Origin of the sequence: Massilia suwonensis (assembly GCF_042655665.1) — a bacterium.
Classification (GTDB): Bacteria; Pseudomonadota; Gammaproteobacteria; order Burkholderiales; family Burkholderiaceae_D; genus Telluria; species Telluria suwonensis.
In genome coordinates this window covers 2,528,990-2,542,420 of the sequence record NZ_JBHSMR010000013.1, presented here as the reverse complement: position 1 = coordinate 2,542,420, position 13,431 = coordinate 2,528,990, and the positions used below count along the sequence as shown (strand labels likewise).

The following is a 13,431-nucleotide window of genomic DNA, read 5'->3' as shown; positions in this document are numbered from 1 at the left end:
CGGCATTATAAAAGCTGTCGCGCAGACAAGGGCAAGACCGGGGTGCGCGGGGCGGCAGGCGCCTGCGCCAGTGCCTCCGGGAGCGCCGGCGCGAGGGCAGGCTGGGTGGGCTCCGGGGGGCGGGAAAGATGGCATGTTTTTGTTGTTATCTCGGTTTGGCAGGGGTAGGCCGGGCCGTTTTGTTAAAATAGCGGATTGACTGGAATCAGGTCTTCGCCTTCTATTTTACCGCCTCCGCTGCCAAATACCATGAGCCAACCATCTAATGTTTCTCTCTCCTACCGCGACGCCGGTGTCGATATCGACGCCGGCGACGCCCTGGTCGAAGCGATCAAGCCGTTTGCCAAGCGCACCATGCGGGAAGGCGTGCTCGGCGGGATCGGTGGTTTCGGCGGACTGTTCGAGATCAGCAAGAAGTACAAGGAACCGGTGCTGGTCTCGGGTACCGACGGCGTCGGCACCAAGCTGAAACTGGCTTTCGAACTGAACCGCCACGACACGGTCGGCATCGACCTGGTCGCCATGAGCGTCAACGACATCCTGGTGCAGGGCGCCGAGCCGCTGTTCTTCCTCGACTATTTTGCCTGCGGCAAGCTGGACGTGGCGACGGCGACCGCGGTCGTCAAGGGCATCGCCCAGGGCTGCGAACAGTCCGGCTGCGCCCTGCTCGGCGGCGAGACCGCCGAAATGCCGGGCATGTACCCGGACGGCGAATACGACCTGGCCGGCTTCGCCGTTGGCGCGGTCGAAAAGTCGCAGATCATCGACGGCAGCAAGATTACCCCGGGCGACGTCGTGCTGGGCCTGGCTTCCTCGGGCATCCACTCGAACGGCTACTCGCTGGTGCGCAAGATCATCCAGGTGGCGAAACCCGACCTGGAAGCGGATTTCCACGGCCGTAAATTGTCCGACGTGCTGATGGCGCCGACCCGCCTCTACGTCAAACCGCTGCTGGCGCTGATGGCCTCGATGGAAGTGAAGGGCCTGGTCCACATCACCGGCGGCGGCCTGGTCGAAAACATCCCGCGCGTGCTGCAGGACAATCTCACGGCCGTGCTCGACGGCAAGTCGTGGACGATGCCGCCGCTGTTCCAGTGGCTGCAGCAGCACGGCGGCGTGGCCGATGCCGAAATGCACCGCGTGTTCAACTGCGGTATCGGCATGACGGTCATTGTCTCGAAAGAGAACGCGGACGCGGCCATGGCCCAACTGCAGGCGGCCGGCGAGACCGTGTACCGCATCGGCGAGATCCGCACGCGTGAAGAAGGGCAGGCGCAGACCGTGGTGCTGTAACGGCAGCTCGGCGATCGAACCTGCAAGGCGCCCCCACTGGGGCGCTTTTTTTTGCGAGCAAGGTCGGGGAAATTGCTATCTTGTCTATATGCATTCGGCTAAGATCCACGTTGCCATATACCAACCATTTCGGAGACGGATGAACATTTCAAAGTGCCTTGCACTGGCAGTGCTTGCCGGAAGCTGCTCGATGACACGCGCCGAAGCACCGGTGCAAGACCGTATCGTTCATATCGCGTCAAGCGACAAGGCAATGCAGGCGGCGATCAAACAGGCGCAGCAAACGCTTCCCGGCTTCCTGGAGCTGGCGGCCAATCCGCCTGCAGGCACCGAAGGCTACAAGCTGAAGGTGGAGATCACTGACGCCAACGGAGCCGAGCATTTCTGGGTCAGCCCCTTCAAGATCGTGCGCGGCGGCTTCATGGGCGTGATCGCCAACACGCCCCAGATCGTCAAGAACGTGAAACTGGGACAAGTTGTCCAGTTCAAGCGTGCACGCATTTCCGACTGGGGCTACGTACGCAACGGAAGGCAGGTGGGCAGTTTCACGGTTTGCGTCATGATGAAGAAGGTGCCGCAGGCCGAGGCAGACCGCTACCGGCGCGAGTTCGGGTTCGACTGCTGAGAACTGCGCTCAGCTCCGGTCCGGATGCAGCACTTTCGGCACGCGCGCCCCGCGCAGCCGGAAAGCATCCGGCATGCCCGAGCCCAGCAGCGGGCGCAGGTAGAGGCGGAAGGCATCCGTCACGTCGGTGCCGCTGTCGCTGATGAAGGCGTCTTCCATGGTGCGCGTCTTGCCCGCGACCTGGTCCAGCGGCAGCAGCTCGTAGTCGACCGAATAAAAGCCGGTACGGCGGATCACGACCGAGCCGTCGCGGTCGCCCCACATGGCGAACTGCACCGCCTTTTCGCCGACCTCGCGCGCCTCGCGCTGGTCGACGTCGGACACGCAGCCGATGAAGGAGCGCTGCAGGTAGCCGAAGGTGTCGCCGCGCACGCGCTTGATGCCGAGTTTCGATTTGATCTCCTCGCACAGCAGGTCGGCCAGCGCGCCGGTACCGGACAGCTGCACGTTGCCGTGCGCATCCTTTTCGATTTCCTTGGCCAGCAAGGTCACGATCGGCTCGCCGGCGGCGTCGTGCACGCCTTCGGAGACGGCGATCACGCAGCGTCCGTAGCGTTGGTAAGTCGCCTTTACGTCGGCCAGGAAGCGCTCCAGCTCGAACACGCGTTCGGGCAGGTAGATCAGGTGCGGGCCATCGTCCGGGAACTTTTTGCCCAGTGCCGAGGCCGCCGTCAAAAAACCCGCGTGGCGGCCCATGACGACGCCGACGTAGACGCCGGGCAAGGCGGCATTGTCGAGATTGGCACCGGCAAAGGCCTGGGCCACGAAACGCGCGGCCGAGGGAAAGCCGGGCGTGTGGTCGTTGCCGACCAGGTCGTTGTCGATGGTTTTCGGGATGTGGATGCTGCGCAGCGGGTAGCCGGCCGCGCGCGCTTCCTCGCTGACGATGCGCACCGTGTCGGCCGAATCGTTGCCGCCGATGTAAAAGAAATGTTCGATCTCGTGCGCGCGCAGGACCTCGAAGATGCGCTGGCAATAGGCCATGTCCGGCTTGTCGCGGGTCGAGCCCAGCGCGGAGGAAGGCGTGGCCGCCACCAGCTCCAGGTTGTGGCTGGTTTCCTGGGTCAGGTCGAGGAAGTCTTCGTTGACGATGCCGCGTACCCCGTGCAATGCGCCGTAGATGCGGTTGACGTTGCGAAAGCGCCGCGCCTCCAGGGTCACGCCGACCATCGACTGGTTGATGACGGCGGTCGGGCCGCCGCCTTGTGCGACGAGGATTTTGCCGGATGACATGGAACCTCCGTGATTATTAGGGGTAGTCGAGGCCAATGGCCTCGACTACGGCTTCATCGGAGTCCCGACTCCACGCGTGATACGTATCGGCTCCGCTTTCGTGCGCGATGACCTTGCAGCTACGTATCACCGCGTGGAGTCGGGACTCCACCCTACGACAATCCAGAATATCACCGGTCCGCGAGCGCGGCCATACGGTCCGGATAAAGTCGCTTTCTCGCTACTCCGGCGCCCGAATATAGTCGACCAAGGCATCGCTCCCCCGCGCCGGCGGCGCCGTCAGCAAACTGGCAAGCACCACCGCCAGCATCCCCGCCGGCACCCCGAAGATCCCGGCCGACATCGGCGCGATGTCGAACCAGGCCGCATCCATGCGCCCGCCCAGCATCGGATGCACGCGGATCATGTAGTACAGGCAGACCAGGAAGCCCCCCACCATGCCGGCGATCGCCCCGGCGTGGTTCGCGCGCTTCCAGAACACGCCCAGCACCAGCGGCGGGAACAGGGCGGATGCCGCCAGCGAGAACGCGGCGCCGACCAGCGACAGAATGTCGGCCGGCTTTTGCGAGGCGGCATAGGCGGCGATGAAGGCGACGGCCAGCAGCAGGAGTTTCGAGATCGTCACCCGCTTCTGGGTCGAGGCGCCGGGATCGACGATCTTGTAATAGATGTCGTGCGAGAGCGCGTTCGAGATCGCCAGCAGCAGGCCGTCGGCGGTGGACAGGGCCGCCGCCAGGCCGCCGGCCGCCACCAGCCCCGAGATCACGTAGGGCAGGCCGCCGATTTCGGGTGTGGCCAGCACCAGCACGTCGCCGTCGATCGCGATTTCCGCCAGCTGCACCAGGCCGTCGCCGTTGATGTCGACCACCTGGATCAGCGGATTCACCTTGTCGATATTCGCCCAGTAGGAAATCCAGGTCGGCAGGGAAGAAAAATCGCTGCCGACCAGGCTCGTATAGATGTCGTATTTGGCCAGCACGGCCAGCGCCGGGATGCTCAGGTAGATCAGCAGGATGAAGAACAGGGTCCAGAACACCGAGACCCGGGTCTCGTGCACCGAGGGCGTGGTGTAGGAGCGCATCAGGATGTGGGGTAAGGCCGCGGTACCGAACATCAGGCAGAACACGAGGGCCAGGAAATTATTGCGGCGCGCATTCGATTCCGCCTCGGTCGCGCCGGCGAAGGGCGCGGCATGCGGTTGCGGCGGCTGGGCGCGGGCGAGCAGGCGCGCTCTCTGTTCGCGCCACAGGGCGTCGGCATCCTCCGCCGTCTTCGGGTAGGCGGCCAGCGCCCGCTCGGCGCTGCGCACGTCGGCCAGCGACAGGTTGCGCAGGCGCGCCGTGTCGAGCCGGCGCTGCGCCTCGACCTTGCCTTGCTCCCAGGAGGCGGGCAGGGCGGCCAGGCGTTCCTTGTAGGCGTCGGCCTCCTTCTGGAAGCGGGCGCGCACCTCGTGCTCGCGCGGATCGAGCGCCAGCTGCGCTTCGCGCTGGGCCAGCTTCGGCAGCACCGATCCATAAGCCACCTGCGGCAAGGGATTGTCGGCATGCTTGGCCGACAGCCACATGGTCGGGATCAGGAAGGCGACCAGGATGATGATGTACTGCGCCACCTGCGTCCAGGTGATGCCGCGCATGCCGCCCAAAAACGAGCAGACCAGGATGCTGGCCAGTCCCAGGAAGATGCCGACCGAGAAATCGACCCCCGTGAAACGCGAGGCGATCAGGCCGACGGCGTAGATCTGCGCCACCACGTAGACAAAGGAGACGATGATGGTGGCGCCCACGGCCAGCGCCCGCACCGGCCCGCCGCGTCCGCCCGCGCCGCCGCCGTAGCGCACTGCCAGGTAGTCGGGGATCGTGTACTGGGCAAACTTGCGCAGGTAAGGGGCGATCAATAGCGCGACCAGGCAATAGCCGCCGGTCCAGCCCATGATGTAGGCGAGGGCGTCGAAGCCGGACAAATACAGGCCGCCCGCCAGGCTGATGAAGCTGGCCGCCGAGATCCAGTCGGCGGCGGTGGCCATGCCGTTGAACAGGGCCGGCACGCGGCGTCCGGCGACATAGTATTCGGTGACGTTCGAGGTGCGGCTGACGACGCCGATCGTCGCGTACAGCACGATCGTGGCGAACATGAACAGGTGGCCGATCCACAGGCGCGGCATGCCTTCGTTTTCCAGCACCGTCAGGGCCAGCAGGAAACCGGCGAAGCAGACGCAGAACCAGGCGTAGTAGCCGGAGAGGCGGCGGAAGTAGCGCTTCTGGCGGCTCATTCGGTCGGCCCCATGGTGCGCGCCAGGTCGCGGTCGTAGCGGCGCATGCGCCAGGCGTAGACGCCGATGATCGCCAGGCAGACGAGCGAGGCGCCCTGCGCCGCCATGTAGAAGGACAGGGGCCAGCCGAAGATCGTCACCCTGGACAGTTCGCGCGCGAAAAACACGGTGCAGAAACCGGTCGCCAGCCACAAGGCCATCAGCACGAAGGTCAGGCGGCGCGTGCGGCGCCAGTGGACGGCGCGGGCGGCCAGCAGGCGGCGCTGGCGCTCCAGGTCGGGCTCAATCGGTGGCGCGGTTTCAGGTGGCATCGAGGGTGTCGTCGACAGGTGGCGGGAAGGTCAGCCGGAACAGGCTGCCGGGGAATTTGGCCGAATGGCTGCGCGGATTATTGAAGATGTCGACCTCGGCGCCGTGCTGGCCGGCGATCTCGCGCACGATGGCCAGGCCCAGGCCGCTGCCGCTCGCGCTCGAGCCGAGGATGCGGTAGAAGCGCTCGAACACGTGGGCGCGCTCGTGCGGGGCGATGCCCGGCCCGGTATCCTCGACTTCGAGCAGGGCAACGTCTCCGTCGCGCCGCACGCGTACGGTGACGCTGCCGCCGGCCGGGGTGTAGCGCAGGGCGTTGTCGATCAGGTTCGACAGCAGCTCGCGCAGCATCAGGGCGTTGCCGGCGATGATCACGTCCTCGTCCTGGGCCTCGTAGCCGAGGTCGATGTTGTGGGCGAACGAGGCCTGCACCCAGTCCTGCACGACGCCGCGCGCCAGGCTGGCGAGGTCGAGCTCCTCGAAGGCGAGGCCGGCATGCGGCTGGTTTTCGGCGCGCGCCAGGGCTAATAGCTGGTTCACCAGGCGCGTGGCCGATTCCGAGCTCTTCGCCAATTGTTCGAGCGAGCGGTGGATCTCGTCGGGATCGAGCTGGCGCAGGGCCAGTTCCGACTGCATGCGCATGCCCGCCAGCGGCGTCTTCATCTGGTGCGCGGCGTCGGCGATGAAACGCTTCTGCATGTCGATGGTCTGGGAGAGGCGGCCCAGCATCTCGTTGAGCGAGCCGACCAGCGGAGAAATTTCTTCGGGCACCTGACGGGAATCGATGGGAGAGAGGTCGTCGGAAGAGCGGGCGCGGATGCGTTCCTGCAGTTCCGCAAGGGGAGACAGCCCACGCGAGAGGGCGAACCAGACCAGGGCCAGGATGATCGGCAGGATGATGAACTGGGGCAGGATCACGCCCTTGATGATTTCGTTGGCGAGCAGGGCGCGCTTGTCCAGGGTCTCGGCCACCTGCACCAGGGCTTTACGGGGGAAGGCGGGCGAGTTGCTGTCGGGCGGCGCCAGCGGATCGAGGTTGATGTACAGGTAAGCGATGCGCAGCGGATTGCCGTGCAGCGCGGCATTGCGAAAGTACACGGCGCCATCCTTGTCGGCCTCATCGTCGCGCGGGCGCGGCAGCTCGCGGTCGCCGTCGACATGGCGGCCGGCCGCGTCCACCACCTGGAAATACACGCTGTCGATGTCGTCCGCGCGCAGGATGTCGCGCGCGCTGTTCGGCAGGCGGGTGTTAATGACTCCGTTCTCCTCGCGCACCTGCTGGGCCAGCACCGTGACCCGGTCTTCCAGCGCATGATCGAAGGGTTGATTGGCGATCGATTTCGCGACCAGGTAAGTGATCGCGATACTCATCGGCCACAGCAGCAGCAGGGGCGCCAGCATCCAGTCGAGGATCTCGCCGAACAGCGAGTGCTGGATGTTTTCTTCCGGTTCCGGATTCGGCGGGACGTAGAGCGGCTCGGGCAGCGCGGCTGCCACGTCCGTCAAGCCCGCATCGCGTTCGTTCACTTCGATTCGGTGCTCGCGTCGGCCCCGGCGCCGCCGGTCACTGCGCGGGCGTCGGAATATTTTTCGAGGCAATAGCCGAGGCCGCGCACGGTGGCGATGCGCACGCCGCCGACCTCGATCTTCTTGCGCAGGCGGTGCACGTAGACTTCGATGGCGTTGTTCGAGACCTCCTCGCCCCATTCGCACAGGTGGTCGACCAGCTGCTCCTTCGAGACCAGGCGTCCGGTACGGGCCAGCAGGATTTCCAGCAGGCCCAGTTCGCGCGCCGACAGATCGAGCATCTGCTCGTTGATGTAGGCGCTGCGCCCGACCTGGTCGTAGACCAGCGGGCCGTGGCGGATCACGGTCGGGCCGCCGCCGGCGCCGCGCCGGGTCAGCGCGCGCACCCGCGCCTCGAGTTCCGACAGGGCGAAGGGCTTGGCCATGTAGTCGTCGGCGCCCAGGTCGAGTCCTTCGACGCGCTGCTCGACCGAGTCGGCCGCGGTCAGGATCAGCACCGGCAGCAGGGAAGAGCGCGCGCGCAGGCGGCGCAGCACTTCCAGGCCCGACATTTTAGGTAGCCCGAGGTCGAGGATCAGGAGGTCGAATTCCTGGGTCGAGAGGGCGGTGTCGGCGTCCTGGCCGTTACGCACGTCGTCGATCGCATAGCCGGACTGGCGCAGCGAACGCGTCAGTCCGTCGGCGAGTACGCTATCATCTTCGGCAAGCAAAATTCGCATAAGATCACCCTCTTAACGATTAGATATTCCCTCTACTCGCATTGTGTTTGATTTGGCGCAACAATGCGAGTCTTCTGCAACGTTCGAGCAAAATCTCGCTTGCCAAAACCACTGGATTTTTATACAGTAGTGACCTTGAAAAGCGTGAGGGTACCCACACCTTGGTACCTCCAAGACTGAGAGAAAATTATGGACGACAAAAAAGTAGCAATCAACGCCTCCGAAAAAGGCAAGGCACTGGCCGCCGCCCTCGCGCAGATTGAGAAGCAGTTTGGCAAGGGTTCGGTCATGCGCATGGACGCCAACATGCCGGTCGAAGAAGTGCAGACCGTCTCGACCGGTTCGCTGGGCCTGGACATCGCCCTCGGCGTTGGCGGCTTGCCGCGCGGCCGTATCGTGGAAATCTACGGTCCGGAATCGTCGGGTAAAACCACGCTGACCCTGCAGACCATCGCACAGATGCAAAAGCTGGGCGGCACCTGCGCCTTCATCGATGCCGAGCACGCGCTCGACGTCACCTATGCGCAAAAGCTGGGCATCAAGCTCGACGAGCTGCTGATCTCGCAGCCGGACACCGGCGAACAGGCGCTCGAAATCACCGACGCCCTGGTGCGTTCGGGTTCGGTCGACCTGGTGGTCATCGACTCGGTGGCGGCACTGACCCCGCGCGCCGAAATCGAAGGCGACATGGGCGATTCGCTGCCAGGTCTGCAGGCACGTCTGATGTCGCAGGCACTGCGCAAGCTGACCGCCTCGATCAACCGTACGAACACCCTGGTCATCTTCATCAACCAGATCCGTATGAAGATCGGCGTCATGTTCGGCAGCCCGGAAACCACGACCGGCGGTAACGCGCTGAAGTTCTACGCCTCCGTGCGCATGGACATCCGCCGTACCGGTTCGATCAAGTCGGGCGACGAGGTGATCGGTAACGAAACCAAGGTCAAGGTCGTCAAGAACAAGATCGCGCCTCCGTTCCGCGAAGCCCACTTCGACATCCTGTACGGAGAAGGCACCTCGCGCGAAGGCGAAATCCTCGATCTGGGCGCCGACAACAAGATCGTGGAGAAGTCCGGTTCCTGGTACAGCTATAACGGCGAACGTATCGGCCAGGGCAAGGACAACGCCCGCCTGTTCCTGAAAGACCGCCCGGCTCTGGCGCGCGAAATCGAGAACAAGGTCCGTGCCGCCCTTGGCGTGCGCGAACTGCCGCCAGTGGCAGCCGATGCAGCTGCCGGCGCAGGCGAAGAGAAGGCGCCGAAGCTGAAGGCTGTTTCGGAGTAATCGGGGCGGGATCGGGTGTCAGTCCGATGCTCGATCCCATCCGATGTGCTGCACCGCGATGCGCCAACCAGTCCTGAGCCTGAAAGCACGTGCCCTGCGCTTCCTCTCCATGAGGGAGCACAGCCGGCTCGAGCTCAAGCGCAAGCTGGCGCGTCATGCGGAGGAGGGCGACGACATCGACGCCCTCCTCGATTTTCTCGAGAAGAACAACTGGCTGTCGCAGGAACGCTTTGCCGAATCGCTGATTCATCGAAAGGCTGGGCGCTACGGTAACAGCCGTGTCATGGCCGAGCTGCAAAGCCACGGCGTCAATGGCGAAGCGCTGGCTGAACTGAAGTCCAATCTCGCCGAGAGCGAGACCGCGCGTGCGCTCGAGGTCTGGCAACGTAAATTCGGCACCGTCGCGCAAGACGCGGCCGAGCGCAGCAAGCAGATGCGTTTTTTGATGGCACGCGGCTTTTCCAGCAGTGCCGTGCGTGTGGCCCTGAAGGGTGCACCCGAGGACGACGAGTTTTAAGGTGCTCTAGATCGTCACCGCTGTCGCGACTGTCCGCGGCTCTCTTAGCTAATCATCTATTCCCAGGCGCCAGCGTGGAGCGCCATCCGGCGATATGCGCCCGCATATTCCTCAACCCCGGATGACGCTGCACGCTGGTTTTTGTTTGTCCAGAAAGTTGTCATCATGAAAACGACTTGTCTCCTCGTCTCCCTGTTCGTTCTTGCCGCCTGCGGCCGTCAGCCGGCTGAGCCGATCGGCATCTACCGGCTCGGTACGGCGGAAAAAACGATGGTGCTCGAGGTGCGGGCCAGCGGCGACTACGTGCTCCAGATCGATGGCCCGGACAGCATGACCGAGGAAATCCGCGGCCGCTGGGACGAGGCGCGCAGCGACAAAGCCGACGCTACGTTCCACGGCCTGGCCTGGCGCGGCGAGCAGCCCGAGCCGGCGCGCGCCCTGTGGCCCGTGAAATTCGACAGCGCCGGCGGCATCTGCATCGACGCCGCGGGATCGCTCTGCTTTACCAAGGACGGCGAGGCCTGACCGTCGGCTTTCATGCAGCGCGGCTACCCAAGATCAATATTGGCAAGCTTGCCACCTTTCCCGCCGACGCGTCCCCGCGCACGCTTTCTGCCCTCATGTTGCAGTGCAACTGGCCCCGGCCTGTGCTAAACTTTCACGGTTTAAGCAGCGCCGCATGAGCGGTTGTCGCCGCAGAAGCTGCGGTGACGTGCACTTTGCACACCGGCTGCATACATTTAATTGCCGCTCCGTCGGCACGGTTTTTATGCCTTTGTCCTCTCCCGCCCCGCGTTCCCTGCGGCATACACGCGCCATTACGGTCGAAGCGTACGCGCGCGACGATGGCCTGTGGGATCTTGACGCGCGCATTCGCGACATCAAGGCACGCGACATCGAACTGGCTTCCGGTACCCGTCCGGCCGGCACCGCCGTGCATGACCTCAGCCTGCGCATCACCATCAACCGTGACCTCGAGATCGTCGACGCCGAAGCCGCGTCCGATTCGGTGCCCTATCCCGGTTACTGCGACACCATCGGCCCCGCCTATAAAAAGCTGATCGGCCTGTCGCTCGCCAAACATTTTCGGTTGCACCTGAAAGACCGCCTCTCGGGCGTGCTCGGCTGCACCCACCTGACCGAACTGGCGCAGGTTTTGCCCACCGCGGCAATCCAGGCCTTCGCCGATGACGCATTCGAGACACGCAGCGCCACGCCACCGGGCGAAGCTGTGCGTCCGTATGAAATCGACCGCTGCCACGCGCTGCGCGCCGACGGCCCCGCTGTGGCAAAGTATTACCCGCGCTGGGTAATCAAGGCCGTACAGGGTTGAGACCGATGTCGAAGTACTTCAATTAACCTATCTAAATCAGTAACAGAAGAAGGGAAGCCAGCATGAAAATCCATGAGTATCAGGGCAAAGAAATCCTCCGAAAGTTCGGAGTGACGGTTCCGCGCGGCATTCCGTGCATGTCGGTCGACGAGGCCGTCAAGGCAGCTGAAGAGCTGGGCGGCCCGGTCTGGGTGGTCAAGGCCCAGATCCATGCTGGCGGCCGTGGCAAAGGCGGCGGCGTGAAGGTTGCCAAGTCGATCGAGCAAGTGCGCGAATACGCGAACCAGATCATGGGCATGCAGCTCGTGACCCACCAGACCGGCCCGGAAGGCCAGAAGGTGCGCCGCCTGCTGATCGAAGAAGGCGCCGACATCAAGAAGGAACTGTACGTCTCGATGGTCACCGACCGCGTGACCCAGAAGGTCGTGCTGATGGCCTCATCGGAAGGCGGCATGGACATCGAGGAAGTCGCTCACTCGAACCCTGAAAAAATCCACTCGATCGCGATCGACCCGTCGGTCGGCCTGACCGATGCTGAAGCGGACGACATCGCGACCAAGATCGGCATCCCTGCCGAATCGCTGGCCGAAGCCCGCCAGAACCTGAAAGGCCTGTACCAGGCTTACTGGGAAACCGATTCGTCGCTGGCCGAAATCAACCCGCTGATCCTGACCGGCAACGGTAAGGTCATCGCCCTCGACGCCAAGTTCAACTTCGACGCCAACGCCCTGTTCCGCCAGCCGGAAATCATGGCTTACCGCGACCTGGACGAAGAAGATCCAGCCGAAGTCGAAGCATCGAAGTTCGACCTGGCCTACATCTCGCTCGACGGCAACATCGGCTGCCTGGTGAACGGCGCCGGCCTGGCCATGGCCACCATGGACACCATCAAGCTGTTCGGCGGCGAGCCGGCCAACTTCCTGGACGTGGGCGGCGGTGCGACGGCTGAGAAAGTCACCGAAGCATTCAAGATCATGCTGAAGAACCCAGGCCTGAAAGCCATCCTGGTCAACATCTTCGGCGGCATCATGCGTTGCGACGTCATCGCCGAAGGCGTGATCACCGCATCGAAGGCCGTGTCGCTGCAAGTGCCGCTGGTCGTGCGCATGAAGGGCACCAACGAAGACCTGGGCAAGAAGATGCTGGCCGACTCCGGTCTGCCGATCATCGCCGCCGATACGATGGAAGATGCAGCCAAGGCCGTCGTCGCCGCTGCAGCTGGTAACGCCTAATTCAAGGAATAAAAAATGTCGATCCTGATCAACAAAGATACTAAAGTCATCACCCAGGGTATCACCGGCAAGACCGGTCAGTTCCATACCCGTATGTGCCGCGACTACGCGAACGGCAAGGCTGCCTTCGTCGCAGGCGTGAACCCGAAGAAAGCCGGCGAAGACTTCGAAGGCATTCCAATCTACGCCAACGTCACCGAAGCGAAAGCCGCTACCGGCGCGACCGTGTCGGTCATCTACGTGCCGCCGGCAGGCGCCGCCGCCGCGATCTGGGAAGCCGTCGAAGCCGACCTGGACCTGGCAATCTGCATCACCGAAGGCATCCCTGTCCGTGACATGATGGCCCTGAAGGACCGCATGGCCAAGGCCGGCTCGAAGACCCTGCTGCTGGGCCCGAACTGCCCAGGCCTGATCACCCCGGACGAAATCAAGATCGGCATCATGCCGGGTCACATCCACCGCAAGGGCCGCATCGGCGTCGTCTCGCGCTCGGGCACCCTGACCTATGAAGCAGTCGGCCAGCTGACCGCACTGGGTCTGGGCCAATCGTCGGCAGTCGGCATCGGCGGCGACCCGATCAACGGTCTGAAGCACATCGACGTGATGAAGATGTTCAACGACGATCCTGATACCGACGCGGTCATCATGATCGGCGAAATCGGCGGTCCTGACGAAGCCAACGCAGCACGTTGGGTCAAGGACAACATGAAGAAGCCGGTCGTGGGCTTCATCGCCGGTGTCACCGCTCCTCCGGGCAAGCGCATGGGCCACGCCGGCGCGCTGATCTCGGGCGGCGCCGACACCGCGCAAGCCAAGCTGGACATCATGGAAGAGTGCGGCATCAAAGCCACCAAGAACCCATCGGAAATGGCACGCCTGCTGAAGGCCATGCTGTAATACCGGACAGTTCTTGTTCTGAAGAGGGAAGCCTGCGGGCTTCCCTTTTTTATTGGTGCATAGACCGGCACAACAATTTTCGTCAGCTGAATTGTTGTCAGACAGAAATTGCACACTGAGTGACAAAATTTGTCATACCAACTAGCTGTAATGACATCTTTTGTCGCTTTTATTGTCATCGAATTATCGATTC

General features: G+C 63.6%; 13 protein-coding genes. 8 read left to right on the top strand and 5 right to left on the bottom strand.

The window, feature by feature from the left end; translation table 11 throughout:
* Positions 1 to 249: 249 nt before the first annotated feature.
* On the top strand, positions 250 to 1,293 hold the full coding sequence (gene purM / locus ACFPQ5_RS19530; RefSeq protein ID WP_379759639.1) for a phosphoribosylformylglycinamidine cyclo-ligase: 1,044 nt from the start codon (positions 250 to 252) through the stop codon (positions 1,291 to 1,293).
* 190 nt (positions 1,294 to 1,483) lie between these two features.
* Positions 1,484 to 1,918: a YegJ family protein gene (locus ACFPQ5_RS19525; RefSeq protein WP_379759636.1), complete on the top strand. Its 435-nt coding sequence runs from the start codon at positions 1,484 to 1,486 to the stop codon at positions 1,916 to 1,918.
* A gap of 9 nt (positions 1,919 to 1,927) precedes the next feature.
* On the opposite strand, the gene ACFPQ5_RS19520 is transcribed toward ACFPQ5_RS19525, so the two are convergent.
* From ACFPQ5_RS19520 to ACFPQ5_RS19500, 5 genes are all read right to left on the bottom strand, one after another.
* Positions 1,928 to 3,151, bottom strand: a complete 1,224-nt coding sequence (locus tag ACFPQ5_RS19520; protein ID WP_379759633.1) for a 6-phosphofructokinase — start codon at positions 3,149 to 3,151, stop codon at positions 1,928 to 1,930.
* Between the two features lie 220 nt (positions 3,152 to 3,371).
* On the bottom strand, positions 3,372 to 5,420 hold the full coding sequence (locus tag ACFPQ5_RS19515) for a sodium:solute symporter family protein (RefSeq protein WP_379759630.1): 2,049 nt from the start codon (positions 5,418 to 5,420) through the stop codon (positions 3,372 to 3,374).
* Positions 5,417 to 5,731 (bottom strand): DUF4212 domain-containing protein, encoded by a 315-nt coding sequence (locus ACFPQ5_RS19510; protein ID WP_379759627.1) that lies wholly within the window; start codon positions 5,729 to 5,731, stop codon positions 5,417 to 5,419. Before ACFPQ5_RS19510 ends, ACFPQ5_RS19515 begins: the two co-directional genes overlap by 4 nt.
* On the bottom strand, positions 5,721 to 7,256 hold the full coding sequence (locus ACFPQ5_RS19505) for a sensor histidine kinase (protein ID WP_379759624.1): 1,536 nt from the start codon (positions 7,254 to 7,256) through the stop codon (positions 5,721 to 5,723). Before ACFPQ5_RS19505 ends, ACFPQ5_RS19510 begins: the two co-directional genes overlap by 11 nt.
* Positions 7,253 to 7,975, bottom strand: a complete 723-nt coding sequence (locus tag ACFPQ5_RS19500) for a response regulator transcription factor (protein ID WP_379759621.1) — start codon at positions 7,973 to 7,975, stop codon at positions 7,253 to 7,255. The genes ACFPQ5_RS19505 and ACFPQ5_RS19500 overlap by 4 nt, the downstream gene beginning before the upstream one ends.
* Before the next feature lie 189 nt (positions 7,976 to 8,164).
* Between ACFPQ5_RS19500 and recA the strand changes: the two genes are divergently transcribed.
* The 6 genes from recA (at position 8,165) to sucD (ending at position 13,238) form a co-directional block, all read left to right on the top strand.
* Entirely contained in the window at positions 8,165 to 9,259 is a 1,095-nt protein-coding gene (gene recA / locus ACFPQ5_RS19495; protein WP_379759618.1) for a recombinase RecA, read from the top strand.
* A gap of 58 nt (positions 9,260 to 9,317) precedes the next feature.
* Positions 9,318 to 9,776, top strand: coding sequence for a recombination regulator RecX (gene recX, locus ACFPQ5_RS19490; RefSeq protein WP_379760167.1), 459 nt, complete (start codon positions 9,318 to 9,320; stop codon positions 9,774 to 9,776).
* Positions 9,777 to 9,941: 165 nt separating this feature from the next.
* Positions 9,942 to 10,301, top strand: coding sequence for a hypothetical protein (locus ACFPQ5_RS19485; RefSeq protein WP_379759615.1), 360 nt, complete (start codon positions 9,942 to 9,944; stop codon positions 10,299 to 10,301).
* Positions 10,302 to 10,545: 244 nt separating this feature from the next.
* On the top strand, positions 10,546 to 11,109 hold the full coding sequence (locus tag ACFPQ5_RS19480) for a DUF2889 domain-containing protein (protein ID WP_379760165.1): 564 nt from the start codon (positions 10,546 to 10,548) through the stop codon (positions 11,107 to 11,109).
* Positions 11,110 to 11,171: 62 nt separating this feature from the next.
* Entirely contained in the window at positions 11,172 to 12,341 is a 1,170-nt protein-coding gene (gene sucC, locus ACFPQ5_RS19475; protein ID WP_379759612.1) for an ADP-forming succinate--CoA ligase subunit beta, read from the top strand.
* Positions 12,342 to 12,356: 15 nt separating this feature from the next.
* Positions 12,357 to 13,238 carry a succinate--CoA ligase subunit alpha gene (gene sucD, locus ACFPQ5_RS19470; RefSeq protein WP_136220964.1) on the top strand — a complete coding sequence of 294 codons (882 nt, stop codon included), beginning with the start codon at positions 12,357 to 12,359 and terminating at the stop codon, positions 13,236 to 13,238.
* Positions 13,239 to 13,431: the final 193 nt, after the last annotated feature.

Bases quoted from the DNA above. Each gene is read 5' to 3' on its own strand.
- purM (WP_379759639.1), top strand. From the start codon at position 250: ATGAGCCAACCATCTAATGTTTCTCTCTCCTACCGCGACGCCGGTGTC.
- ACFPQ5_RS19525 (WP_379759636.1), top strand. From the start codon at position 1,484: ATGACACGCGCCGAAGCACCGGTGCAAGACCGTATCGTTCATATCGCG.
- ACFPQ5_RS19520 (WP_379759633.1), bottom strand. From the start codon at position 3,151: ATGTCATCCGGCAAAATCCTCGTCGCACAAGGCGGCGGCCCGACCGCC.
- ACFPQ5_RS19515 (WP_379759630.1), bottom strand. From the start codon at position 5,420: ATGAGCCGCCAGAAGCGCTACTTCCGCCGCCTCTCCGGCTACTACGCC.
- ACFPQ5_RS19510 (WP_379759627.1), bottom strand. From the start codon at position 5,731: ATGCCACCTGAAACCGCGCCACCGATTGAGCCCGACCTGGAGCGCCAG.
- ACFPQ5_RS19500 (WP_379759621.1), bottom strand. From the start codon at position 7,975: ATGCGAATTTTGCTTGCCGAAGATGATAGCGTACTCGCCGACGGACTG.
- recA (WP_379759618.1), top strand. From the start codon at position 8,165: ATGGACGACAAAAAAGTAGCAATCAACGCCTCCGAAAAAGGCAAGGCA.
- recX (WP_379760167.1), top strand. From the start codon at position 9,318: ATGCGCCAACCAGTCCTGAGCCTGAAAGCACGTGCCCTGCGCTTCCTC.
- ACFPQ5_RS19485 (WP_379759615.1), top strand. From the start codon at position 9,942: ATGAAAACGACTTGTCTCCTCGTCTCCCTGTTCGTTCTTGCCGCCTGC.
- ACFPQ5_RS19480 (WP_379760165.1), top strand. From the start codon at position 10,546: ATGCCTTTGTCCTCTCCCGCCCCGCGTTCCCTGCGGCATACACGCGCC.
- sucC (WP_379759612.1), top strand. From the start codon at position 11,172: ATGAAAATCCATGAGTATCAGGGCAAAGAAATCCTCCGAAAGTTCGGA.
- sucD (WP_136220964.1), top strand. From the start codon at position 12,357: ATGTCGATCCTGATCAACAAAGATACTAAAGTCATCACCCAGGGTATC.